Below are 21,670 nucleotides of genomic sequence, written 5' to 3' on the forward strand. Positions count from 1 at the left end.
CCTTATCCCTTTGCCTGCTTGACCAGTCCGCCGATGACGTCACGCACCGACATGCCCTCGGCGCGGGCGGCGAAGGTCAGCGCCATGCGGTGCTCGAGAACGGGCTCGGCCAGAGCGTAGATATCGTCGAGCGAGGGTGCCAGACGGCCTTCGTAGAGCGCGCGGGCGCGGGCGCAGAGCATCATCGCCTGGCCGGCGCGCGGGCCGGGCCCCCAGGCGACATGCTTGTCGGTGGAGGCATTGCCCTGGCCCGGACGGGCGGAGCGTACGAGCGAGAGGATGGCATCGACGACGGTATCGCTGACCGGCATCTGGCGTACGAGCGTCTGGATTTCGGACAGACGTGCCGCATTGATGACCGGTTCGGGTTTGGCTTCGGTGAGACCCGTCGTTTCCAGAAGGATCTGGCGCTCGGCGGCAAGTTCGGGATAGTGAACATCGACCTGCAGAAGGAAGCGGTCGAGCTGGGCTTCGGGAAGCGGATATGTGCCTTCCTGCTCCAGCGGGTTCTGCGTTGCGAGAACGTGGAAGGGCGAGGGCAGGTCATAACGCTGGCCGGCAATGGTGATATGATATTCCTGCATCGCCTGCAGAAGTGCCGACTGGGTGCGCGGCGAAGCGCGGTTGATTTCGTCGGCCATCAGAAGCTGGGCGAAAACCGGCCCCTTGACGAAACGGAAAGAGCGTCGGCCGCTCTCGTCCTGGTCCATCACTTCGGAACCGAGGATATCCGAAGGCATCAGGTCGGGCGTGAACTGGATGCGGTTTGCGGCAAGACCCAATACTTCGCCGAGCGTCGTCACGAGCCTCGTCTTGGCAAGGCCGGGAACACCGACGAGGAGGGCATGACCACCGGAGAGGACGGCGAGAAGCGTGTTTTCAACCACGCTTTCCTGACCGAAGATGACCTTGGAAACTTCCGTGCGGATGGCGGCGATATCGGATAGCGCTCTTTCTGCGGCGGCGACAATCGCCTGTTCATCGAGGCTGGCTTCGGTCTTGATCATACCCACGGGCATCTCCAACGGCTGAAATCATTCGGCTGCGAATCGTCTGACTTTAATAGGCGTGCCTCATACCCGATACAGTTATGAAGATGTTGCGGGCTGACAAGTTTGTTTCAAATGACTATCTCGTGACTTTATTTTGTTAAGAGCAAACCGGGACAGAAGAATGGCAGCCGAGGAAATGAGGCATACGGCAGATGCAGCGGGGCTTGCCGCGCTGATTTCGCGCGCTTCCGAAGCGAAATCCGGCAAAAAGCGCGGCTTGCCGCCTGTCGAGAAATGGAATCCGCCCTTTTGCGGCGATATCGACATGGAAATTCGGGCGGATGGCACATGGTTTTACATGGGCACGCCGATCGGCCGGGCCCCGCTGGTCCAGCTCTTTTCGACCGTTTTGAGGAAGGACGAAGACGGGAAAACCTATCTCGTAACTCCTGTGGAAAAGGTCGGCATCAGGGTCATTGATGCACCCTTTGTGGCCGTCGAGATGAATGCGAGTGAGCGTGATGGACAGCAAGTCCTGACCTTCCGCACCAATGTCGGCGATGTCATAGAGGCCGGCAAGGATCATCCTCTGCGCTTTCCGGATCATGGGCCAGAGTATGGGAAAGACAGTGAACTAAAGCCCTATCTGCATGTGCGGGGACGGCTTGAAGCATTGGTGTCACGTGCCGTGATGTATGAACTGGTCGAACTCGGCGAGGTGGCCGAGGTCGCCGGCCGGGAGATGTTCGTCGTTCGCTCCGGTGGTGGGATTTTTTCGATCATGCCGGCCGATGAACTGGAAGCAGCCTCCCGATGAGTGAAGCGATCAGCAAGACCTACCCCCCGTTTTCGGCTGCCGAGTTCCGTCGCCGTGCGCTCAACCAGATCGGCGCACCCATCGATCATGCCTGGCGCGACCATGGCGACCATGTGCTCAATCCCGATATCGTTGCGCTGGCCGAGACCTTGAAGCTCCGTGATGCGGCAGTGCTGGTGCCCGTCGTCGATGATGGCGATGAAGCGAAGGTGATCTTCACCAAGCGGACGTCGACATTGCGCAAGCATTCCGGCCAGATCGCCTTTCCCGGTGGTTCGATCGATCCCGAGGATGTCTCGCCCGAGATGGCCGCGATCCGCGAAACCGAGGAGGAGATCGGTCTTGGCGGCGGCTTCGTCGAGACAGTCGGCCGGCTGCCGAACTATCTGTCGTCCACCGGGTTCCGCATCACGCCCGTTCTCGGCGTGGTGCAACGCGGTTTTTCGCTGCAGCTCAATCCGATCGAAGTGGACGACGTTTTCGAAGTGCCGCTTTCCTTCCTGATGAATCCTGCCAATCACACACGGGACAAGCGCATGGTTGATGGTATCGACCGGCATTTCTACCGCATGCCCTATGAAACGCGGATGATCTGGGGCATCACCGCCGGCATCGTCCGCACGCTTTATGAAAGGCTCTATGCATGACCTCTGTTGCCGACCAGGCATGGTTTCAGGATCCGGCGCTCGGTCGGGTCTTTGCGCTGCTGAACGCCGATGGCGGGGAAGGGCGTGTGGTCGGTGGCGCGGTGCGCAACAGCCTGATGGGGCTTGCGGTCGCCGATATCGATATCGCCACCACGCTGCTGCCGGAAACAGTCATGGAGCGGGCCGCTGGTGCCGGCGTCAAGGCGGTGCCGACCGGCATTGACCACGGAACGGTGACGCTCGTCATCGATGGCCGCCCCTTCGAAGTGACGACGTTGCGTACCGATGTGGAAACGGATGGCCGTCGCGCCAAGGTGGCCTTCAGCGCGGACTGGCAATCGGATGCGGAACGGCGCGACCTCACCATCAATGCACTTTACGCAAATGCTGCGGGCGAGGTGATCGATCTCATCGGCGGGCTCGATGATATCGAGAAGCGCAATATCCGCTTCATCGGCAATGCAGCGACGCGGATCGCCGAGGACTATCTGCGCATCCTGCGCTTCTTCCGTTTCTTCGCCTGGTACGGTTCCGGACGGCCCGATGCGGAGGGGCTGAGAGCGTCATCCGCCGCGCGTTCGAAGCTGAAAACGCTGTCGGCCGAACGGGTCTGGTCGGAGCTCAGAAAGCTCCTGTCGGCTGAAGATCCCGGCCGGGCGCTTCTCTGGATGCGGCAGGTTGCAGTTCTCTCGGAAATCCTGCCGGAAACGGAAAAATGGGGCATCGATGCCATTCCAGCGCTTGTTGCGACCGAGAAAGCGCTTAGCTGGGAGCCTGATCCCTTGCTTCGGCTTGCTTCAATCATTCCGCCCGATCCGGCGCGGCTGGAGGAATTGGCAGCACGGCTGAAATTTTCGAATGCGGAAGCCGCCTATTTCAGGGCCTGGGCAAAAACCGCCCCGATCAATGACGAGATTTCCGCTGCCGCCTTCGAGAAGCTGCTCTACAGAAATGGCGCAGACGGCATCATCGTGCGGCTGAAACTGGCGCTTGGCGTTGCCAGGGGCAAGGCAGAGAATGGTAGTTTTGATGAGATGAGCCGTTCGGCTCGGCTTTCGAAGCTTCTGGATCATGCGCGCATCTGGAAGAAGCCGCAGTTTCCGCTGAACGGCGCAGATGTGATGGCCACGGGCATACAGGCCGGCCCAAAGGTCGGTGAAATCCTGTCGACCTTGGAAAACCAGTGGGTAGAAGAGAATTTTGTCTCCGACCGGGCGGCATTGCTCGCCCGGCTCTCGGAGATTGCAGGTTGAGATCAGGCCGCGTTCGCTTCGTCGCGGATGCGGGCCTTGATATTGTCCACCATGTTTTCGCGAATGGTCGTTTCGCCGTGGGCGGTTCTCATATGTTCGACGGCGCGGCGAACGACTTCAGCGTCATTGTCGGCCCTGGTGTGCCAGTCGCATCCGGGAACGAGTGTACCGCATTCGAAAAGTCGCATGGTCTTCTCCTGTCTCTGAAATGCAAAACCATCGCGCTTTCGCGCGCTTGAGGAATGTGCGGCAACGGAGAAGGTTCCGGGGAGAAAGCTTCGGCCGACTTGGAGGTCGGCCGAAAGGCTCTGTTTATTGATGGGGCATTGCCCAGGCCATGTAAGTGTCCGAAAGGTGCGCAGGCTTGTTGCTGTTGGCAGCACCTGTTGCCTGCTGTTGAAGTTCTTCCGGAGTCTTGCCGCCTGCGAGCTGCAATTTCACCTGCTCGACAAAGCAGGAGAGCGGCAGGTCGGAACCGCTTTTCGCTCTCAAGTCTTCAGCGATGCGCGTTAGAAACTCGGGCGCTTCGATTGCGCGGGACGTTTCCTGGATATCTGCAGAAGCAGGCGAGCTGCTTTGTACCGTCATGACAATCCTCCTCCGATTGTAACGCACAGAGACTAATTTAGGACGCACTCAGTTCTGATGAAGGCCGTTCAACGCGATTTTACCGGAATAGTATTTCAAATTTATCAGCAGGTCTGCCTTTGTCAGCATGCCGGTCTTTGCCCGCATGCTTGGCGCCGGCTTATGGCCAGCGCACGACGGGCGGCAGGGAGGAAAGAATGGATTCGACATTGCCGCCGGTTTTCAGGCCGAAGATCGTCCCTCGGTCGTAGAGCAGATTAAACTCGACATAGCGGCCACGGCGAATCAATTGTTCGTCACGGTCGGCCTCGGTCCAGTTCTTGTTGAAGTTTGAGCGGACGATCTTGGGGTAAACCATGGCGAAGGCCCGGCCGACGTCCCGCGTGAAGGCGAAATCGGCATTCCAGCCGCCGGCTTCCTCGGCGGAATGCAGCCAGTCGTAGAAGATGCCGCCGACGCCGCGCGCCTCATTGCGGTGCTTGAGGAAGAAATAGTCGTCGCACCATTTCTTGTAGGCCTCGTAATCGGCGACCGCATGGTTGCGGCAGGTGATTTCCATGGCCTTGTGGAAGAGCTGCGTGTCTTCGTCTTCCTGCGTGCGGCGGCGACCGAGAACCGGGGTCAGGTCAGCGCCGCCGCCGAACCAGCGGCTGGTGGTGACGACCATGCGGGTGTTCATGTGAACGGCTGGCACGTTGGGATTGACCGGATGGGCGATCAGCGAAATCCCCGATGCCCAGAAGCGCGGATCTTCGGCGGCGCCCGGTATCTGTGCCCGGAAGTCGGGCGCGAATTCGCCATAGACGGTGGATGTATGAACGCCGACCTTTTCGAAGACGCGGCCTTCCATCATCGACATGCGGCCACCGCCGCCGGCACCGTTTTCGCGCGACCAGTCCTTGGCGACAAAGCGACCAGGCTCCTGATCGGAGAGGGGACCTTCGAGTTCATCCTCCAGCGCTTCGAAGGAAGCGCAGATCGTGTCCCGCAGCCCCTCGAACCATGTACGGGCGGCAGTCTTTTTGTCCTCGATGTCTTCGGGCAGGCCGATCGGCAGTTCCGGTCTTTCCATGCGATTCGCTCTTTGTTGATTACAATCCCGGTTTAGCAGGTGCAGCAGAAGCCTGCCAGCAGTGGAAAGCGCCTGCAAGATTCGACTCGCAAAGGGCGGATTTCGATACTACTTTTCATTCAGAGGTAGGTTTTATGGCGAAAATTCCGGGGCCTCCGCCCTTCGAAGGCTTGAAGCGCAGAATAGCAAAGCATCGGGCAGAGGCGTCCGCCCGCGAGCGAGATCATTTTGTCCGCGAAACATACCGGATGGGGCTTTTGGAAGCCCGCGCCAAGGCACGCGAATGGTTCGACGAATATCCGAAAGCCGCCTATTGGACCGAAGTGGAAAGCTGGCGCCAGCTGGAAGGCGACCAGATCGAATTCACCATGCGTCGCTTGCCATCTGCCGATTGAACTTATTCGGCTGCATCACGCAAGCGGCTTTCGATCAGAAGGCCGCTTTCGTCGAGGATCGGATGCGCCACCGAGACGATGTGCGCATTGATACGCTTCAGGTCACGCAGCATATCGAGATGAAGTGAGCTCGTCTGGAGGCTGTCGGCACGCCCGTCGCGCAGCCGCTCCAGATGCCGCTCGGCCGATTGCTTTTCCATGCGGCGGACCTCGACCTTCACTTCCATCATCTGCCGGGCGAGATTGAAGTCGCGGGTGACGAAGATCGTCTGGGCGACACGCAGGTTGTCGATCGTCAGATCAAACAGTTTGCGCAATTCCCTGTAGCCGTCTTCGGAGAATTTCAAGCCGAGCGAGACCTTCTTGCCGACCTGCTCAAGCAAGCCTTTCTCGATGATGTCGCCCATGTGCTCGAGATTGATCGCGTAATCGATGATAACGATCGAGCGGCGGGCATTCTCGTCGCTGAGACCGCCACGGCCGAGCTTGGAGAGATAGACCTTCACCTCCTGCTGCAACAGATCCACGCGCTTTTCGAGTGCAGGGATCTCGGCGAGCTTGGACATGTCATTGTGTTCGAAGGCATCGGAAGCGCGCAGGAGCATGCGTTCGATCAGATCGCCGACGCCGAGCACTTCGCGCGTCGCGCTGGCAAGGGCCACGACGGGCGTCGACAGCTCCTGCATATCGAGAAACTTGGGACCCTGATCCGGCTGCACGTCATCGGGCACGAGGCGGGCAGTAAAGACAGCCAACATCCGCGAAAAAGGCCAGGCCACGGCGGCAAGAAGGATGTTGAAGATCAGATGCGTATCGACCGGCAGCTTGGCGGGGCCGAAAGGCAGCATCTGGAGTAGCGGCGCCGCATAGCCGGCAAGCGGCAGCGCAATCAGGCAGCCCGCACTGCGGACGATGAGATTGCCGAGCGTGACGCGTCTCGCCGAGGCAGGGCCGGAGAGGGTGGCGACAACGGGCGGAATCGCGCCGCCGAGATTGGCGCCGAGGACGAGAACGATGATCAGTTCCGGGGACACGATGCCCGTTGACGCGAGCGACAGGATCAGGACGACGACCGCAAGGCTCGACGACGAGATGAAGGCGAGTGCTGCGGAAAAAACCAGAGCGACCGGCCAGGCATCGCCGAGCAGGCCGATGAAGGCAGCCAGTGCCGGCGACGTGCGCATGGGCTCCGTCGCATTGCTGAGCAGATGCAGGGAGAGCAGCATCAGGCCGATGCCGATCATGGCCGCGCCGCCGCCGTGGCGGGCGCTGGACTTTCCGCGATAGAGCACGATGCCGCCGAGAATGAGCAGCGGCGAAAGCCATTCGATGCCGGTAGCGACTATCCAGGCAGTTACGGCAGTCCCGACATTGGCGCCGAGCAGCACGATCTGGGCCATGCGCGGCTTGATGAGGTCGCGCTCCACGAAAGAGGCCGTCATCAGGGCCGTCGCGGTCGAACTCTGCAGGGCGATGGTTGCCAGGAAACCTGACAGGATCGAGCGCGGCCCGTTCGCCGTGCCTGTCGCAAGCCCGGTCCTCAGGCGTGCGCCGAAGGCACGCGTAACACCGTCCTTGACCTGCGCAAGGCCGAAGAGCAGCAGCGCAATCGCGCCGAACAGATTGATCATGACGATCGTGGATTCCATGGCCTTGGTCTTTTTCTTCTTCTTGAGAAGTTTTCTCGGCTCTACGTTTCCGCAGCAGAGTAAATCATTGGAATCTCACTGCCTGTGCAGAATTATTGATTGCCTGGCTAATTAATATAGGCGCTTTTGCGTCGATTCAAAGCGTCGTTTGCGACCTCGAGGCCGCCAAGGATCGGCATGGGGCCGGTTCACGACCAGACGGTCTGCCGCATAGCCTCGCCCGTTATCATCGCGGCGGAGACGGCAAGGTTGATCGAACGTTGGCCTTCCACCATCGGAATCAGAATGCGCCCGTCGGCGCGTTCATGCACATGATCGGGCACGCCGGCGCTTTCACGGCCGAAGAGCAGGATATCGTCGGGACGGAAGGCGAAATCCGTGTAGCGCTGTGATGCCTTCGTGGTGGCCAGGATTAGGCGGCGGCCGGTGGCTGTGCGCCATTCCTCGAAGCGTTCCCAATTGACATGGCGGGTGAGGGCGGCGGCGGCCAGATAGTCCATGCCCGCGCGCTTCAGGTTTCGATCGGAAATGTCGAAACCGGCGGGCTCGATGATGTCGACCGCAAAGCCCAGGCAGGCTGCAAGGCGCAGGATCGTTCCGGTATTGCCTGGGATATCGGGTTGATAGAGCGCCAGTCTGAGGTCTGCCATGGGAAATTGTCCGTTGAGATGATACGCAATTGGCCTATCCGAACTGTGATTTTGAGGCAACAGAGCGCTTTTTGACCGTTCGATGGTCACTTTCCGAGCGGCCGGGGCTGGAAATTTAGGCATTTTCGCGTTATCGGTGCATATCTTCAATCGCCAACAGGGAGCGCCGACATGGATACATTTGTGCTGATGCGTCTCCCGCCCGTGATGCCACGCTTGGCGACCTGGCGCGTATAAGGCGCTTTTCTTTCCCTAATTGCCCATTTTGAATAATTGCGCGGCCATTACGGCCTCGCCCCTTGAGCCTCCGGTTCCCATATGTGCTTTCGTGCGCCACAAGAGCGCAAAGCCGGGGCCGGAACGCGGAAGTTCTGGAGCGATTTCATGTTTGACTGGTTCGAACGGCGACTTAATCCCTATCCGAGCGAGGAGCCGGTCGCTCCCCCGAAGGGTCTTTTTGCCTTCTGCTGGCACTATAGCAAGCCGGCGGCGGGATGGCTTGCGCTCATGGCCTTCCTGACGGCGCTGATCGCGGTCGGTGAAGTGGCGCTCTTCCAGTTCCTTGGCGATATCGTCGACTGGTTGACGAATGCGGATAAGGCGACCTTCCTGCAGAATGAGGGTCACAAGCTGATCTGGATGGGCGCGCTGGTGCTGATCGGACTGCCGCTCATTGCCGGTCTCGATTCGCTGATCATGCACCAGATGATGCTTGGCAATTATCCGATGATCGCGCGCTGGCAGATGCACCGCTTCCTGCTGCGCCATAGCATGACCTTCTTTGCCAACGAGTTTGCCGGACGCGTGGCCACAAAGGTCATGCAGACGTCGCTTGCCGTGCGCGAAACGGTCATGAAGATCCTCGACGTCTTCGTCTATGTCGTGACCTACTTTCTGTCGATGATCGTCATCATCGCGGCTGCCGACTGGCGGCTGATGCTGCCGATCCTTGCCTGGCTCGGCATCTATATAGGCATCGTCGCCTATTTCGTGCCGCGGCTTCGCAAGATTGCGGCGCAGCAGGCGGATGCGCGCTCGCTGATGACCGGCCGCGTGGTGGATAGCTATACGAACATTGCCACCGTGAAGCTGTTCTCCCATGCAGGCCGTGAAGAGGTCTACGCCAAGGAGAGCATGGACGGCTTCCTGGACACGGTGCACAGGCAAATGCGCAAGGTGACGCTCTTCCATATCAGCGTCTACATGAACAACTGCATTTCGCTGTTTGTCATTTCCAGCCTGTCCATCTGGCTGTGGCTGAACGGCACGATCTCGGTCGGGGCGATTTCCATCGCCATCGGCCTTGCGATGCGCGTTAACGGCATGTCGCAGTGGATCATGTGGGAAGTCTCGGCGCTCTTCGAAAACATCGGCACCGTCTATGACGGGATGGAGATGATGTCGAAGCAGCACGATATCGTCGACAAGCCGGGTGCGCCTGCGCTGACGGCGAAGAAGGGTGCGATCCATTACGAACGCATCGGCTTCCACTATGGCAAGGGCAAGGGCGTCATCGATAACCTGTCGCTCGATATCAAGGCCGGCGAGAAGGTGGGTCTGGTCGGCCGCTCCGGCGCCGGCAAGACGACGCTGATGAACCTGCTCCTGCGTTTCTACGATCTGGAAGCCGGGCGCATCACCATCGACGGCCAGGATATCTCAGATGTGTCGCAGGATAGCCTTCGTGCGCTGATCGGCGTGGTGACGCAGGATACGTCATTGCTGCATCGCTCGATCCGCGACAACATTGCCTATGGGCGTCCTGACGCAACCGATGAGGACATCATCGAGGCGGCAAGGCGGGCGAATGCCTGGGAGTTCATCGAAGAGCTTGTCGACATGCACGGCCGCAAGGGGCTCGACGCGCAGGTCGGCGAGCGTGGCGTGAAACTCTCCGGCGGCCAGCGCCAGCGCATAGCGATCGCTCGCGTCTTCCTGAAGGATGCACCGATCCTGGTGCTCGACGAGGCGACCTCGGCGCTCGATTCCGAAGTGGAAGCGGCGATCCAGGAAAACCTCTTCGCGCTGATGGAGGGCAAGACTGTCATCGCGATCGCCCACCGCCTGTCGACGTTGACCGAGATGGACCGGCTGATCGTGCTGGACAAGGGCCGGATAATCGAAAGCGGCACGCATGGCGAACTGGTCAGCCATGGCGGCATCTATGCCGATCTGTGGAATCGCCAGTCCGGCGGCTTCCTCGCTGATCATGAGGAAGAGGCCGAAGTCGCAGCCCAGTAAAATAAGCCCTTCCCGTTTCTGCGGGGAGGGCTTTTCTTTTGTCCTGCTGAAGAAATCAATTTTCCGCTTAGAGCGTGCGGACTCGGTCGGCGCAGAGGCTGTCGGCCCAGTCGATGACGCGATGATGCTCGACGACAATGATCGAGTTCGAAGCAAGCGACTGAAGCGTGAAAATCCGCAGCCGTTCCTCCCGTTCGATCCAGCTTGCGATGGCTTCCGTCACGATGCTGTCACGCGGCACATCCAGCGCGTCCGCCAGGGCGTCGAGCTTTTCCGCAAGGGAAAGCGGAAGATGCGCATTGAGCGTTTTCGTTTCCATATCTGCGGTCTCCGGTAAGGCAAGATCATGGCACGAGATCGTGGCTGCTTCCACCCGTATCAATGGCGATGACGCCGATATTACCGATCATTACGAAAATATAAGGTTGCGTCCGCCTTATATTCTCTTTGCCGCAATTCTGAACGGGCCTATATCGCGGTGATGCTGCTCACTCCGATCCTTCGCCTGTTCGAAACTTGGATAGATCCCTTCCGCGCCAGCGACAATCTTCAGCCGCCGCGCAATACTTTTGGATTCATCTGGTTCTATATCGGTCAGGCCAAGTGGCCGTTTATCGCCATGCTGGTGCTCGGGGGCATGTCGGCGGCAATCGAAGCAGCCCTCTTCTGGTTCGTCGGGCGGCTCATCGACATCCTCAGCACGATCAAGCCCGGAGCCGGCTGGGGGACGCTTCTGGCCGCCCATGGCGGCGAGATTTTCGGCATGCTGGCGCTGATCGGCATTGTCCGTTTCGTCGTTGCCTTCCTGATTGCGCTGATCGACCAGCAGGTGATCACGCCGGGTTTTTATAATCTGGCGCGCTGGCAGTCCTATCTGCATGTGTCGCGCCAATCGCTTGCCTTCTTCCAGAGCGATTTTTCCGGCCGCATCGTTACCAAGGTCTGGTCGGCGGGGCAGGCGACGGGCGATCTCGTGACGTCGCTGATGGAAAGCGTCTGGTTCGTCGGCATCTATGCCGTCACCACGCTGGTTCTGGTCGGGCAGCTCGATTTCTCGCTGGCGGCGGTGGTTCTCTTCTGGCTGGCGGCTTTCAGCGTGCTTGCCCGCTATTTCGTGCCGCGCATCCGCTATCACTCGCGTGAGACCGCGGAGGCGGCCTCGCTGCTCAATGGCCGCATCGTCGATGCCTACAGCAATATCCAGACGCTGAAGCTCTTCGCACGCGACGAGGAGAGTGACCGCTACATGCTTGACGGCTTCAACGCCTATCAGGAAACAGTGCTGCAATTCACGCGCTTCATCACCGGCGTTCGTGCGTCCATGGCGCTGCTCTCAGGCCTGATGATCGTCACCATGGCCGGCCTCAGCGTCGATTTGTGGCTGCGCGGGCTGATCAGCTCGGGTGGGGTCGCCTTTTCGCTGACGCTGGTTCTGAGGTTGAACTTCCTTCTCGGCCGATTGATGACGCAGTTTAACGGCATCATGCGCAATCTCGGCACCATTCAGAATGCGGCCGAGCTGATTTCCCAACCGCTGCATCTCGTCAACCGTCCCGATGCGAAGGAACTCGTCGTCAAGCAGCCGAGTATCCGTTTCGAGAATGTTTCCTTCCATTACGGCAAGGAAAACGCGGTCATTGACAATTTCTCGCTGACGATCCGTCCTGGCGAAAAGGTCGGCATTATCGGCCGCTCCGGTGCGGGCAAGTCCACGCTCGTGAATATTCTCCTGCGTCTCTACGATCTCGAAGGCGGGCGCATTTTGATCGATGGGCAGGATATCGCCGCCGTCACCCAGGAATCATTGCGCATGCAGATCGGCATGGTCAGCCAGGATACGTCGCTGCTGCATCGCTCCGTGCGTGACAATATCCTGTTCGGCCGGCCTGATGCCGGAGAGGAACGCCTTGTCGAGGCCGCCGGACGCGCCGAAGCGCTCGATTTCATCGAGCGGCTGCGGGACCAGCAGGGCCGCAAGGGTTTTGACGCGCATGTCGGGGAGCGCGGAGTCAAGCTCTCGGGCGGCCAGCGCCAGCGTATCGCCATTGCGCGGGTGATGCTCAAGGATGCGCCGATCCTTGTTCTCGACGAGGCGACGTCGGCGCTCGATTCGGAAGTGGAAGAGGCGATACAGTCGAACCTCAGCCGTGTGATGGAAGGCAAGACGGTGCTTGCGATCGCTCACCGGCTTTCGACGATCGCCGCACTCGACAGGCTTGTCGTGATCGACCGCGGCAAGATCATCGAGGAAGGAACGCATGATACGCTCCTCAAGCAGGGCGGGCTCTATGCCGAGCTCTGGGCACGCCAGTCGGGCGGCTTCCTCGCCTCCGATGACGATACGCGCTCAGTATTCGCGAACGAAATCGCTGACTAGGCCGTAATGGTTCGAGCCGAAGCTGTCCTCCAGCCGGCTCGTCGAGCGGATGAGCAGCGGCGGTCTTGCGAAGATATGGTCGATGCTGATGCCGAACGAGCCGGCGCCGACCGGCCAGGTGGTTGGTTCCGGGAAATCTGTGGTCAGGCCGGTTCCGCGCAGAAAGTGCTGAATCGTCGGCGCGAGGATCGAGGAATTGAAGTCTCCGGCGACCACCAGTGCACCCGTGTGAGACTGCATGAAGGCCGTGAGATCCTGAAGCTCGTCAGCCTGGAAATCATCAAAATATGGCTTTGACAGGTGAGGGAACAGGAGGTCGACAGGCGTTCCGTCGAAGTCGATCGATACCGACACGAGCCGCTGTTTCCAAAGCTCGCCGATGTCATGGATCTCCTGCCGGGCAAAGGGACGCTTCGACAGCACAAGCGTATCGCATGCCTCGCTCGCATCGCAGCCGATACGGTAGGGATAGAGCTGCTGAAGCCGTGGCAACTGCGCAAAGACCGGCTCGGCCTCCATGATGTCGACCACATCGGCGCCTGAAGCCAGTATGGCGTCGGCAATCCGCTCACTGTTTTCAAAATTGTCATTCTCGATGTTGAAGGACATCAGCCGGAAAAGGCGAGGGGCATCTTCAGCGGGATTCTTGCCGGCAAATTCGCGCAGCATGATGACGCCGTGGATATTCAGGAAGGTCGCCACCGCCAGCATCAGAAAGCCATACCAATGCCGCTTGAAAAAGAGGGCAATGACCGCGCCGACTGCGCAGACGATGCTGAGATGAATCTGGAAGCTGTAAACGAGCGAAAGCAGCCAGAAATCGGTGACATAACGGAGCGAAACGAGGGCCAGGACAATGGTGATGAGGACGCTCAATACGCAGAAAACAGTATGCCTCATCGGCGCAAATCCAAATTCGTATGGCAAACTCACCAGCGCCTAACACGGCCCCCGGTTTGTTGCAATGCAGCAAAGCTGCAAGCCAGTGATTGCCTTAAAAAATTCACTGAAATTTCCCGCGACATTGTGCCCTCATCCCCTTGCCAAGGCTGGACATAATTTGCGATCAAGCATAGAACGCGCCGGATTGGTGGGGAATCTATGGCCGAAATATGTTCTGATAGATTCGCCGCCTCTGGAGGGGCAGGGCGGAATTCCGCGACAATTGCGCAGAGGATGGTTAAGCCGTGAGCGAACACGTAACGACAAGCGAGGCCTCAGAGCCCACTCGCCGTGATTTCCTTTATCTCACCACCGGCATGGCTGGTGCGGTCGGCGCCGTTGCGGTTGCCTGGCCGTTCATCGATCAGATGCGCCCGGATGCTTCGACGCTGGCTCTTGCCTCCATCGAAGTCGATGTCGCGAGCCTCACGCCCGGTATGTCGCTGACGGTCAAATGGCGCGGCAAGCCGATCTTTATCCGCAATCGTACGCCGGAAGAAGTGAAGGCCGCAGCCGACGTCCAACTGTCGGACCTCAAGGATCCGATCGCGCGCAATGCGAACCTTCCGCCTGATGCGTCTGCAACGGGCGACGACCGCTCTGGCGGCAAGGGCAAGGAAAACTGGATCGTCATGGTTGGCGTCTGCACCCATCTCGGCTGCATTCCGCTCGGTCAGGCCGGCGAATACAATGGTTGGTTCTGTCCCTGCCACGGTTCTGTCTACGATACGGCCGGCCGTATCCGCAAAGGTCCGGCGCCGCAGAACATGGCGATTCCGACCTTTTCATTTTTGTCCGATACAAAGATCAAGATCGGTTGAGGGGAGACTGATTAATGAGTGGCCATTCCAGCTACGAGCCATCAACCGGCTTGGAAAAATGGGTCGATGCGCGCCTTCCGCTGCCGCGCATGGTCTATGACAGCTTCATCGCCTATCCGGTTCCGCGGAACCTGAACTACGCATACACCTTCGGCGCCATGCTCGCCGTCATGCTGATCGTGCAGATCCTGACGGGTGTCACGCTCGCCATGCACTATGCCGCCGATACGACGATCGCCTTCAACTCCGTTGAAAAGATCATGCGCGACGTCAACCACGGCTGGCTGCTGCGCTACATGCATGCCAACGGCGCATCCTTCTTCTTCGTTGCCGTCTATCTGCACATCGCCCGCGGCCTCTACTACGGCTCCTACAAGGCGCCTCGCGAAATCCTCTGGATCCTCGGCGTCGTCATCTACCTGCTGATGATGGCAACCGGCTTCATGGGCTACGTTCTGCCCTGGGGTCAGATGTCTTTCTGGGGCGCGACCGTCATCACCGGCTTCTTCTCGGCCTTCCCGCTGGTCGGTGAATGGATCCAACAGTTCCTGCTCGGCGGCTTCGCCGTCGATCAGCCGACGCTGAACCGCTTCTTCTCGCTGCATTACCTGCTGCCCTTCATGATTGCCGGCGTCGTCGTCCTGCATATCTGGGCTCTGCACGTGACCGGCCAGACAAACCCGACGGGCGTCGAGGTCAAGACCAAGACGGACACGGTTCGCTTCACGCCTTACGCAACGCTCAAGGATGCGCTCGGCGTTTCGGTCTTCCTCATCGTCTATGCGTACTTCGTCTTCTACCTGCCGAACTATCTCGGTCACGCCGACAACTACATCCCGGCCGATCCGCTGAAGACGCCGGCTCACATCGTTCCGGAATGGTACTTCCTGCCGTTCTACGCGATGCTGCGCTCGATCACCTTCAATGTCGGCCCGATCGACTCCAAGCTCGGCGGCGTCCTGGTCATGTTCGGTGCGATCATCGTGCTGTTCTTCCTGCCCTGGCTCGACACCTCTAAGGTTCGTTCAGCGGTCTATCGTCCGTGGTACAAGCTGTTCTACTGGCTGTTTGTGATCAACGCGATCATTCTCGGCTGGCTTGGCTCGCAGCCCGCGGAAGGTCTCTACACGACGATCTCGCAGTTCTGCACGCTGCTCTACTTCGCCTTCTTCCTGGTCGCGATGCCGGTCCTCGGTCTGGTTGAAACACCGCGCCGCATTCCGAACTCGATCACTGAAGCAGTGCTCGAAAAGCGCAACAAGATTGCTGCGGCCAAGGCCTGAGCGAGCGACGGGAAGGATTAGAAATATGAAAAAGCTTGTTACAAGCATCCTCTCGCTCGCTGTCATAGCTGGCCTTGGTGGTATCGCTCTTGCTCAGGAAGCTGCCGCTCCGGCCGCTCACCACGAGGAAGGCGCCACCCCGCATTATCCGCTGAAGGAGCCGAAGGAGGTCGATTGGACCTTCGCCGGTCCGTTCGGACACTACGACAAGGCCCAGCTCCAGCGTGGCTTGAAGGTCTATACGGAAGTCTGTTCCGCCTGCCACTCAATGAACCTTGTTCCATTCCGCATGCTGAGCGAACTCGGCTATTCGGATGCGCAGGTGAAGACCTTTGCCGCGAATTACGAAGTCCAGGACGGCCCGGACGCAAGCGGCGAAATGTTCACCCGCAAGGCGGTTCCATCCGACCACTTCCCGGCGCCCTATCCGAACACGGAAGCTGCCAAAGCTGCAAACAACGGCGCGGCTCCGCCGGATATGTCGCTGCTTGCCAAGGCGCGCGAAGTCGAACGCGGTTTCCCGCAGTTCGTCTTCGATATCTTCACCCAGTATCAGGAAAGCGGCCCGGACTATATTCACGGGCTGCTGACCGGCTACGAAGAGCCGCCGGCCGGTTTCCAGGTTCCTGCTGGTGCGCATTACAACCCGTATTTCAACGCCGCCGCCGCCTTCGCCATGCCGAAGCCGCTCTCCGACGACCAGGTCACTTATGACGATGGATCGCCGCAGACGGTCGATCAGTATGCCAAGGACGTTTCGTCCTTCCTGATGTGGGCTGCCGAACCGCATCTCGAAGAGCGCAAGCGCACCGGCTTCATGGTCATGATCTTCCTGCTGATCTTCACAGTGCTGATCTACCTGACCAAGCGCTCGATCTATTCCCGGACCGATCACTAAGCGGACCCTTAGTCCCGAGGAAAAGGCGGCTTTATAGCCGCCTTTTTTATTTGGTTTGATCCGACGCAGTTGATAGTGTGCGGGCGCTTTGTGCCCCTCGCAGATACGGATTATCGATGAACAATACGCTTTCGGAGCTTGCGGCCAGCATCCGCTCCATTCCGGATTACCCCAAGCCCGGCATCATCTTTCGCGACATCACCACGCTGCTCGGCAATCCGCGTGCCTTCCGCCGTGCCGTCGATGAGCTCGTGCAGCCCTATGCCGGCCTGAAGGTCGACAAGATCGCCGGCATGGAAGCGCGGGGCTTCATCCTCGGCGGCGCGGTTGCGCATCAGCTTTCCTCGGGCTTCGTGCCGATCCGCAAGAAAGGCAAGCTGCCGCATGATACGGTGCGCATCGCCTATAGCCTGGAATATGGCGTGGATGAGATGGAAATGCATCGGGATGCCGTCCAGCCGGGCGAGAAGGTGATCCTCGTCGACGATCTGATCGCCACGGGTGGCACTGCTGTGGGTGCAACGCAGCTTCTTCGCCAGATCGGCGCGGAAGTGGTCGGTGCCTGCTTCGTCATCGACTTGCCGGATCTCGGCGGCCGCAAGAAGCTCGAAGACCTGGGTGTCGACGTGCACACGCTCGTAGAGTTCGCCGGCCACTGAGCATCTCAATTTCAGTAGAGCCGTTGCAGGCTCTGCTGAAATTGCTCCGGCCGGATCATTCGAATTCCAGCACGCTGCTTTCGAAACGGATGACGGGAATACCGTCCTGATTGACACCTTCGCAAAGAATGGTGTTGAGATGCCAGCCCGGCCGCGATGCAAGCGGCCGGCCGGAGAGAAAGGTCACGGAGTAGCTGACCGTCTCATCAACAAAAACCGGCTTCAGCCATTGCAGCTTCTGGAAGCCGGGTGAGGGGCCGAGGTTCGGTGGCTCCAGGCCCTCCTTCTTCAGCCGGCCAATCTCCGCCATCCAGTATCTGAGGAAGCATTGCATCCAGGCGGCCGTCGTGTGCCAGCCAGAGGCGCAGAGCGCGCCGAACATGGTGTCTTTCGCAGCCTGGCTATCGGTATGAAAACGCTGCGGATCGTATTTCCGTGCGAAGCGGAGGATATTTTCCTCTGTAAAGACGTAGGTGCCGATCTCAATCTTGTCGCGGGCGGCGTAAAGTTCGGTCATTCTCATACGCCAGCCTCCGGGCTGCCACGCATGCCGAAGATGACGGAATTTTCCGATAGGCAGACCAGTTCGCCGCGCTGGTTTTCCACTTCGTGGCGGAATTTGACGATGCCGAGGCCTGGACGCGAGCGCATCGGACGCGCCTCCAGCACCGTCGAATGGCCGGAGAGCGTGTCGCCTGCCAGCACCGGTTTGCGCCATTCCATGAAATCGACGCCCGGTGCACCTTCGCAAAGCGAGTTCAGCACGAAACTGTCGGCCATCATGCGCATGAACATCGCCGACGTGTGCCAGCCGGAGGCGGCAAGGCCGCCGAGGATGCTCGCGCGGCCTGCCGCTTCGTCCAGATGCATCGGCTGCGGGTCGAACTCCGCGGCGAATTCGATGATTTCGGGTGCCGTTACCGGCTTCGGGCCGAGCGGGAAGCGCCGGCCGGGCTGGAAATCCTCATAGGCGAGCTTTTCTGCAGGCATCAGGGTCTCTCATCATAGGCAGGCCTCATTGCTTACAATAGCATCCGCGCGGGCTCAATGATTCCCTGGGGGCGAACCAGAATGACAGAACTAAGGTCGATACTCGATGAGGCGGCGCGGGAGGGGCTGATTACCGCCGAGGCCGGCGAGAGGCTGGCGCCGTTCCTTGCGGAGCGTGGCGTGATCGTTGAGGCGCAGGCGGCCGGGCCTCAAGAACCTGCCTGGTCTGATACCGAGACACCGCGCTTCGTCCGCGGCTTCCACGATGTGCTGATCACCATCGGCATTCTCATCGCACTTGCGGGCCTCTGGGGGCTTGCCTCGCTCTATGCGGTGCTGCCTGCGATCCTGGTGCTGGCTGAAATCCTCGTGAAGCGCCAGCGCCTCGCGCTGCCGGCCGTCGTGCTGACGCTGGCGGTTTTTTTCTGGACCTTCCGGATGATGCTGTCGGTCTATCCCTCCAATGCCGATCTGTGGCTGACCGGCGATGGTATCGATAGGTTCATCGTCGCATTCCCCGTCATCATGGGGCTTTTCTATCTGCGCTACCGTGTGCCGCTTGCGCTTGCGCTTTGCATCTTCTCGGGGCTGGCCCTCGTGCTCGCGCTCGTCTTCCGCCTGCTGCAATGGGGGAGCGGCGACGATGCCTTCATTCTCAACCATCCGACGCTCGTGTCGATCATCCTGTTTGCCTGCGCCGTCGGTCTGTTCGTTGCCGCACTCGGATTCGATCTCAGCGACAGGTTCCGCCGCACGACGCGATCGGATGTCGCCTTCTGGCTTCATCTCGTCGCCGCGCCGGCCCTGCTTTACAGCATCCGGATATTGCTCTCACTAGACGGCGGCTGGCTGGATATCATGGACGCCAACTCCTTCAAGACGCCTGTTGTCGTCATAATCGTCGCGCTGCTGATGCTGATTGGCCTGATCATCGATCGGCGCGCTTTCGTGACGTCCGGCCTGCTGACGCTGGGACTGGCGATCTATGGGATATTCCGGCAGGGGAGTGCGACCGTCGATACCTACATCTTCGGGACGCTTGTTATCGTCGGCGTGATCGTGCTCGTCATCGGTACGGGCTGGATGCCGCTTCGGCGCATCGTGCTGCGCGCTTTGCCCTCAGGCGTAGTGGAAAGGCTGCCGCCCGGCTGAGCGGAAACTGAAGCGTGTCGCGATCTTTCAGATCCGCTTCCCACGCTTCAGGTCTTGTTTTTCCGCATCGTTATCGCAAACCGCTGCACGGCTTTGCGCGACATGCTTTGGTCAATCAGGTGTTGAAGCGGAAGTGGATGACGTCGCCGTCCTGGACGACATATTCCTTGCCTTCGTCGCGTGCCTTGCCAGCTTCCTTGGCGCCGACTTCGCCGCCGAATTGGATATAGTCGTCATAGGCGATGGTGTTGGCGCGGATGAAGCCGCGTTCGAAATCCGAGTGGATGACGCCGGCCGCCTGCGGCGCCTTAGTGCCGCGCTCGATCGTCCAGGCACGTGTTTCCTTTGGGCCGACCGTGAAATAGGTGATGAGATGGAGCAGCTTGTAACCGGCGCGGATCAGGCGGTCGAGGCCCGCTTCGTCAAGGCCGAGGGCCGAGAGGAATTCCTTGGCCTCTTCGTCCGGAAGCTGGGCGACTTCGGATTCGATCGCCGCCGAGATGGTGACGGTTTCGGCACCCTGAGCCTTCGCCATCGCAGCGACGGCCTCGGTATATTTGTTGCCGGTCGAGGCATCGCCTTCTGCGACGTTGCAGACATAGAGAACCGGGTGCGATGTCAGAAGGTTGAGGCCCTTCAGGATGTTGGTCTCTTCGGCATCGAGCTTCGAAAGCAGCGTGCGGACTGGCTTGCCGTCCTGCAGCAGCGCCAGTGAGGCTTCCATGATCGGCAGCATCGCCATGGAATCCTTGTCCTTGCCGGTGGCGCGCTTGCGCGTCTGCTCCGTGCGGCGCTCGAGGCTGTCGAGGTCGGCGAGCATCAGCTCGGTCTCGATCGTGTCGGCGTCGGCAACCGGGTCGATGCGGCCTTCCACGTGGGTGATGTCGCCGTCTTCGAAGCAGCGCAGCACATGTACGATGGCATCGACTTCGCGGATATTGGCGAGGAACTGGTTGCCGAGACCTTCACCCTTCGATGCGCCGCGCACGAGGCCGGCAATATCGACGAAGTTGATGCGGGTCGGGATGATTTCCTTCGACTTGGCGATGTCGGCAAGCTTCTTCATGCGCACGTCGGGAACGGCCACTTCGCCGGTGTTCGGTTCGATCGTGCAGAAGGGATAGTTTGCCGCCTGCGCAGCTGCCGTCTTGGTGAGTGCATTGAAGAGGGTCGATTTGCCGACATTCGGCAGGCCGACGATACCGCATTTGAAGCCCATGGCTGAAACCTGCTGTTCTCTGGAAGTCCTTGGCCGTGCCTATGGGATAAAGGAGGGGAGCGGTCAAGTCTTAGAGAGCTTTTCTCGCGGCTCCCTTGCCGACAGGGTCTAGTGGCCTTATTCTTATTGCGGCGGGATTTTTGCCGACACCAAGTGTCGAAATTCTGCAATCGAAATAGTTTAGTTAGGTCAAACCCCCTTCCCATGTCATCAACGGGCGGATTTCCGATGGTTGACAACGATATTGCCTTGAAACCCAAGACCAGAACGAAGCTCAAGCTGGACAAGCCGAAGCTTTACAAAGTCATTCTCGTCAATGACGATTATACGCCGCGCGAGTTCGTCATCATGGTGCTGAAGATCGTCTTCCGCATGAGCGAGGATACCGGCTACCGCGTGATGATGACGGCGCACAAGCTCGGCTCGTGCGTGGTCGTTGTCTGCACCAAGGACATAGCGGAGACAAAGGCCAAGGAGGCTATCGACCTTGCCAAGGAGATGGACTTTCCGCTGATGTTCACCACGGAGCCTGAGGAATAGGGGTCTGAGAAATAGGACAGGCGTCTCAAGACGGCCGGCGGATCTGGTAGCCGGTCTTGTCCTGCATGAAGCCGCAATTTTCATAGAAACGCAACGTCGCCGGATTTTTCGATCCGGTCAGTAGCATGACCTTGTAGCAGCCGGCATTCCAGGCTTGCGCAATCGCATGCCGGATGACTTTGCCGGCATAACCTTGCTTGCGGTGATCGCCGTGGGTGACGACGTTTTCTATCAGTGCATAGGAGGCGCCATTGCGCGTCAGGTTGGGCACGATGATCAGCGTGACGGTCGCAGCGGCAATCTCGCCGGCAACGCCGATGAGGACCGTCATGCCGGGCTGCGCCAGAATGGCGGAGAAACGTTCCATTGCCACATCAGGCGCGAGGACCGGATCGGTCGGGCTGAGGTGCTGGTAAAGGGTGATCAGGTTCTGCAGATCGCCGACGACCGCAGGTCGGATGATGAAATCCCCGCCAGCCATAGCG

Annotated in this window: 24 protein-coding genes; 12 read left to right on the top strand and 12 right to left on the bottom strand. The window is 59.6% G+C overall.

Annotated elements, in window-relative coordinates; translation table 11 throughout:
• Positions 1-2: 2 nt before the first annotated feature.
• Positions 3-1,013: an AAA family ATPase gene (locus AC1DM5_RS05580; protein WP_477819810.1), complete on the bottom strand. Its 1,011-nt coding sequence runs from the start codon at positions 1,011-1,013 to the stop codon at positions 3-5.
• 160 nt (positions 1,014-1,173) lie between these two features.
• On the opposite strand from AC1DM5_RS05580, the gene AC1DM5_RS05585 reads away from it, so the two are divergent.
• Genes AC1DM5_RS05585 through AC1DM5_RS05595 form a run of 3 tightly spaced genes read left to right on the top strand, consistent with a single transcriptional unit; the run spans position 1,174 to position 3,709 of the window.
• Complete coding sequence (locus tag AC1DM5_RS05585) at positions 1,174-1,809, top strand: DUF1285 domain-containing protein (protein WP_477819811.1); 636 nt, start codon at positions 1,174-1,176, stop codon at positions 1,807-1,809.
• The gene (locus tag AC1DM5_RS05590; protein WP_477819812.1) at positions 1,806-2,456 is read left to right on the top strand and encodes a CoA pyrophosphatase; all 651 of its coding nucleotides are present in this window, start codon (positions 1,806-1,808) and stop codon (positions 2,454-2,456) included. The genes AC1DM5_RS05585 and AC1DM5_RS05590 overlap by 4 nt, the downstream gene beginning before the upstream one ends.
• Positions 2,453-3,709, top strand: coding sequence for a CCA tRNA nucleotidyltransferase (locus AC1DM5_RS05595; protein WP_477974722.1), 1,257 nt, complete (start codon positions 2,453-2,455; stop codon positions 3,707-3,709). The genes AC1DM5_RS05590 and AC1DM5_RS05595 overlap by 4 nt, the downstream gene beginning before the upstream one ends.
• 2 nt (positions 3,710-3,711) lie before the next feature.
• Here the strand turns inward: AC1DM5_RS05595 and AC1DM5_RS05600 are convergent, their stop codons facing one another.
• The 3 genes from AC1DM5_RS05600 to hemF form a co-directional block, all read right to left on the bottom strand.
• On the bottom strand, positions 3,712-3,897 hold the full coding sequence (locus AC1DM5_RS05600) for a DUF1059 domain-containing protein (RefSeq protein WP_007824454.1): 186 nt from the start codon (positions 3,895-3,897) through the stop codon (positions 3,712-3,714).
• 124 nt (positions 3,898-4,021) lie between these two features.
• Entirely contained in the window at positions 4,022-4,297 is a 276-nt protein-coding gene (locus AC1DM5_RS05605) for a hypothetical protein (protein WP_037100066.1), read from the bottom strand.
• Positions 4,298-4,457: 160 nt separating this feature from the next.
• Complete coding sequence (gene hemF, locus AC1DM5_RS05610; protein WP_477819814.1) at positions 4,458-5,369, bottom strand: oxygen-dependent coproporphyrinogen oxidase; 912 nt, start codon at positions 5,367-5,369, stop codon at positions 4,458-4,460.
• 134 nt (positions 5,370-5,503) lie between these two features.
• On the opposite strand from hemF, the gene AC1DM5_RS05615 reads away from it, so the two are divergent.
• Positions 5,504-5,764 carry a hypothetical protein gene (locus tag AC1DM5_RS05615; RefSeq protein ID WP_037100062.1) on the top strand — a complete coding sequence of 87 codons (261 nt, stop codon included), beginning with the start codon at positions 5,504-5,506 and terminating at the stop codon, positions 5,762-5,764.
• 2 nt (positions 5,765-5,766) lie between these two features.
• Here AC1DM5_RS05615 and AC1DM5_RS05620 read toward each other — a convergent pair whose 3' ends face one another.
• Both AC1DM5_RS05620 and AC1DM5_RS05625 read right to left on the bottom strand, forming a co-directional pair.
• Positions 5,767-7,413, bottom strand: coding sequence for a Na/Pi cotransporter family protein (locus AC1DM5_RS05620; protein ID WP_477974724.1), 1,647 nt, complete (start codon positions 7,411-7,413; stop codon positions 5,767-5,769).
• Between the two features lie 188 nt (positions 7,414-7,601).
• Positions 7,602-8,063, bottom strand: a complete 462-nt coding sequence (locus AC1DM5_RS05625) for a tRNA (cytidine(34)-2'-O)-methyltransferase (RefSeq protein WP_477819816.1) — start codon at positions 8,061-8,063, stop codon at positions 7,602-7,604.
• Between the two features lie 384 nt (positions 8,064-8,447).
• On the opposite strand from AC1DM5_RS05625, the gene AC1DM5_RS05630 reads away from it, so the two are divergent.
• On the top strand, positions 8,448-10,304 hold the full coding sequence (locus AC1DM5_RS05630; protein WP_477974726.1) for an ABC transporter ATP-binding protein: 1,857 nt from the start codon (positions 8,448-8,450) through the stop codon (positions 10,302-10,304).
• A gap of 67 nt (positions 10,305-10,371) precedes the next feature.
• Here AC1DM5_RS05630 and AC1DM5_RS05635 read toward each other — a convergent pair whose 3' ends face one another.
• Positions 10,372-10,623, bottom strand: a complete 252-nt coding sequence (locus tag AC1DM5_RS05635) for a CopG family ribbon-helix-helix protein (RefSeq protein ID WP_007824443.1) — start codon at positions 10,621-10,623, stop codon at positions 10,372-10,374.
• A gap of 162 nt (positions 10,624-10,785) precedes the next feature.
• Between AC1DM5_RS05635 and AC1DM5_RS05640 the strand changes: the two genes are divergently transcribed.
• On the top strand, positions 10,786-12,681 hold the full coding sequence (locus tag AC1DM5_RS05640) for an ABC transporter ATP-binding protein (protein WP_477974760.1): 1,896 nt from the start codon (positions 10,786-10,788) through the stop codon (positions 12,679-12,681).
• Here the strand turns inward: AC1DM5_RS05640 and AC1DM5_RS05645 are convergent.
• Positions 12,652-13,581: an endonuclease/exonuclease/phosphatase family protein gene (locus AC1DM5_RS05645; protein WP_477819818.1), complete on the bottom strand. Its 930-nt coding sequence runs from the start codon at positions 13,579-13,581 to the stop codon at positions 12,652-12,654. The two genes, AC1DM5_RS05640 and AC1DM5_RS05645, sit on opposite strands and share 30 nt — an antisense overlap.
• Before the next feature lie 287 nt (positions 13,582-13,868).
• On the opposite strand from AC1DM5_RS05645, the gene petA reads away from it, so the two are divergent.
• From petA to AC1DM5_RS05665, 4 genes are all read left to right on the top strand, one after another.
• On the top strand, positions 13,869-14,444 hold the full coding sequence (gene petA, locus AC1DM5_RS05650) for a ubiquinol-cytochrome c reductase iron-sulfur subunit (protein WP_477819819.1): 576 nt from the start codon (positions 13,869-13,871) through the stop codon (positions 14,442-14,444).
• A gap of 14 nt (positions 14,445-14,458) precedes the next feature.
• Positions 14,459-15,727, top strand: coding sequence for a cytochrome b (locus AC1DM5_RS05655; RefSeq protein ID WP_477819820.1), 1,269 nt, complete (start codon positions 14,459-14,461; stop codon positions 15,725-15,727).
• Positions 15,728-15,752: 25 nt separating this feature from the next.
• The gene (locus tag AC1DM5_RS05660) at positions 15,753-16,625 is read left to right on the top strand and encodes a cytochrome c1 (RefSeq protein WP_477819821.1); all 873 of its coding nucleotides are present in this window, start codon (positions 15,753-15,755) and stop codon (positions 16,623-16,625) included.
• 116 nt (positions 16,626-16,741) lie between these two features.
• Positions 16,742-17,284, top strand: coding sequence for an adenine phosphoribosyltransferase (locus tag AC1DM5_RS05665; protein WP_007824424.1), 543 nt, complete (start codon positions 16,742-16,744; stop codon positions 17,282-17,284).
• 55 nt (positions 17,285-17,339) lie between these two features.
• Here AC1DM5_RS05665 and AC1DM5_RS05670 read toward each other — a convergent pair whose 3' ends face one another.
• On the bottom strand, positions 17,340-17,807 hold the full coding sequence (locus AC1DM5_RS05670) for a MaoC/PaaZ C-terminal domain-containing protein (protein ID WP_477819822.1): 468 nt from the start codon (positions 17,805-17,807) through the stop codon (positions 17,340-17,342).
• Complete coding sequence (locus tag AC1DM5_RS05675) at positions 17,804-18,274, bottom strand: MaoC family dehydratase (RefSeq protein WP_477819823.1); 471 nt, start codon at positions 18,272-18,274, stop codon at positions 17,804-17,806. The genes AC1DM5_RS05670 and AC1DM5_RS05675 overlap by 4 nt, the downstream gene beginning before the upstream one ends.
• Before the next feature lie 81 nt (positions 18,275-18,355).
• Here AC1DM5_RS05675 and AC1DM5_RS05680 point away from each other — a divergent pair, with 81 nt between their 5' ends.
• The gene (locus AC1DM5_RS05680; protein WP_477819824.1) at positions 18,356-19,426 is read left to right on the top strand and encodes a hypothetical protein; all 1,071 of its coding nucleotides are present in this window, start codon (positions 18,356-18,358) and stop codon (positions 19,424-19,426) included.
• Between the two features lie 115 nt (positions 19,427-19,541).
• On the opposite strand, the gene ychF is transcribed toward AC1DM5_RS05680, so the two are convergent.
• Positions 19,542-20,645 (bottom strand): redox-regulated ATPase YchF, encoded by a 1,104-nt coding sequence (gene ychF / locus AC1DM5_RS05685; protein WP_477819825.1) that lies wholly within the window; start codon positions 20,643-20,645, stop codon positions 19,542-19,544.
• 228 nt (positions 20,646-20,873) lie between these two features.
• On the opposite strand from ychF, the gene clpS reads away from it, so the two are divergent.
• A complete protein-coding gene (clpS, locus tag AC1DM5_RS05690; protein WP_037100028.1) occupies positions 20,874-21,185 on the top strand; it encodes an ATP-dependent Clp protease adapter ClpS in 312 nt (103 codons plus the stop codon).
• A 25-nt stretch (positions 21,186-21,210) separates the two neighbouring features.
• Here the strand turns inward: clpS and AC1DM5_RS05695 are convergent, their stop codons facing one another.
• On the bottom strand, positions 21,211-21,666 hold the full coding sequence (locus tag AC1DM5_RS05695; RefSeq protein ID WP_477820654.1) for an N-acetyltransferase family protein: 456 nt from the start codon (positions 21,664-21,666) through the stop codon (positions 21,211-21,213).
• Positions 21,667-21,670: the final 4 nt, after the last annotated feature.

This window comes from Rhizobium sp. 01T437 (genome assembly GCF_056398505.1).

What these genes read in the sequence shown, in the direction of transcription:
- AC1DM5_RS05585 (WP_477819811.1), top strand. Translation starts at nt 1,174, where the DNA reads ATGGCAGCCGAGGAAATGAGGCATACGGCAGATGCAGCGGGGCTTGCC.
- AC1DM5_RS05590 (WP_477819812.1), top strand. Translation starts at nt 1,806, where the DNA reads ATGAGTGAAGCGATCAGCAAGACCTACCCCCCGTTTTCGGCTGCCGAG.
- AC1DM5_RS05595 (WP_477974722.1), top strand. Translation starts at nt 2,453, where the DNA reads ATGACCTCTGTTGCCGACCAGGCATGGTTTCAGGATCCGGCGCTCGGT.
- AC1DM5_RS05600 (WP_007824454.1), bottom strand. Translation starts at nt 3,897, where the DNA reads ATGCGACTTTTCGAATGCGGTACACTCGTTCCCGGATGCGACTGGCAC.
- AC1DM5_RS05605 (WP_037100066.1), bottom strand. Translation starts at nt 4,297, where the DNA reads ATGACGGTACAAAGCAGCTCGCCTGCTTCTGCAGATATCCAGGAAACG.
- hemF (WP_477819814.1), bottom strand. Translation starts at nt 5,369, where the DNA reads ATGGAAAGACCGGAACTGCCGATCGGCCTGCCCGAAGACATCGAGGAC.
- AC1DM5_RS05615 (WP_037100062.1), top strand. Translation starts at nt 5,504, where the DNA reads ATGGCGAAAATTCCGGGGCCTCCGCCCTTCGAAGGCTTGAAGCGCAGA.
- AC1DM5_RS05620 (WP_477974724.1), bottom strand. Translation starts at nt 7,413, where the DNA reads ATGGAATCCACGATCGTCATGATCAATCTGTTCGGCGCGATTGCGCTG.
- AC1DM5_RS05625 (WP_477819816.1), bottom strand. Translation starts at nt 8,063, where the DNA reads ATGGCAGACCTCAGACTGGCGCTCTATCAACCCGATATCCCAGGCAAT.
- AC1DM5_RS05630 (WP_477974726.1), top strand. Translation starts at nt 8,448, where the DNA reads ATGTTTGACTGGTTCGAACGGCGACTTAATCCCTATCCGAGCGAGGAG.
- AC1DM5_RS05635 (WP_007824443.1), bottom strand. Translation starts at nt 10,623, where the DNA reads ATGGAAACGAAAACGCTCAATGCGCATCTTCCGCTTTCCCTTGCGGAA.
- AC1DM5_RS05640 (WP_477974760.1), top strand. Translation starts at nt 10,786, where the DNA reads ATGCTGCTCACTCCGATCCTTCGCCTGTTCGAAACTTGGATAGATCCC.
- AC1DM5_RS05645 (WP_477819818.1), bottom strand. Translation starts at nt 13,581, where the DNA reads ATGAGGCATACTGTTTTCTGCGTATTGAGCGTCCTCATCACCATTGTC.
- AC1DM5_RS05655 (WP_477819820.1), top strand. Translation starts at nt 14,459, where the DNA reads ATGAGTGGCCATTCCAGCTACGAGCCATCAACCGGCTTGGAAAAATGG.
- AC1DM5_RS05660 (WP_477819821.1), top strand. Translation starts at nt 15,753, where the DNA reads ATGAAAAAGCTTGTTACAAGCATCCTCTCGCTCGCTGTCATAGCTGGC.
- AC1DM5_RS05665 (WP_007824424.1), top strand. Translation starts at nt 16,742, where the DNA reads ATGAACAATACGCTTTCGGAGCTTGCGGCCAGCATCCGCTCCATTCCG.
- AC1DM5_RS05670 (WP_477819822.1), bottom strand. Translation starts at nt 17,807, where the DNA reads ATGAGAATGACCGAACTTTACGCCGCCCGCGACAAGATTGAGATCGGC.
- AC1DM5_RS05675 (WP_477819823.1), bottom strand. Translation starts at nt 18,274, where the DNA reads ATGCCTGCAGAAAAGCTCGCCTATGAGGATTTCCAGCCCGGCCGGCGC.
- AC1DM5_RS05680 (WP_477819824.1), top strand. Translation starts at nt 18,356, where the DNA reads ATGACAGAACTAAGGTCGATACTCGATGAGGCGGCGCGGGAGGGGCTG.
- ychF (WP_477819825.1), bottom strand. Translation starts at nt 20,645, where the DNA reads ATGGGCTTCAAATGCGGTATCGTCGGCCTGCCGAATGTCGGCAAATCG.
- clpS (WP_037100028.1), top strand. Translation starts at nt 20,874, where the DNA reads ATGGTTGACAACGATATTGCCTTGAAACCCAAGACCAGAACGAAGCTC.
- AC1DM5_RS05695 (WP_477820654.1), bottom strand. Translation starts at nt 21,666, where the DNA reads ATGGCTGGCGGGGATTTCATCATCCGACCTGCGGTCGTCGGCGATCTG.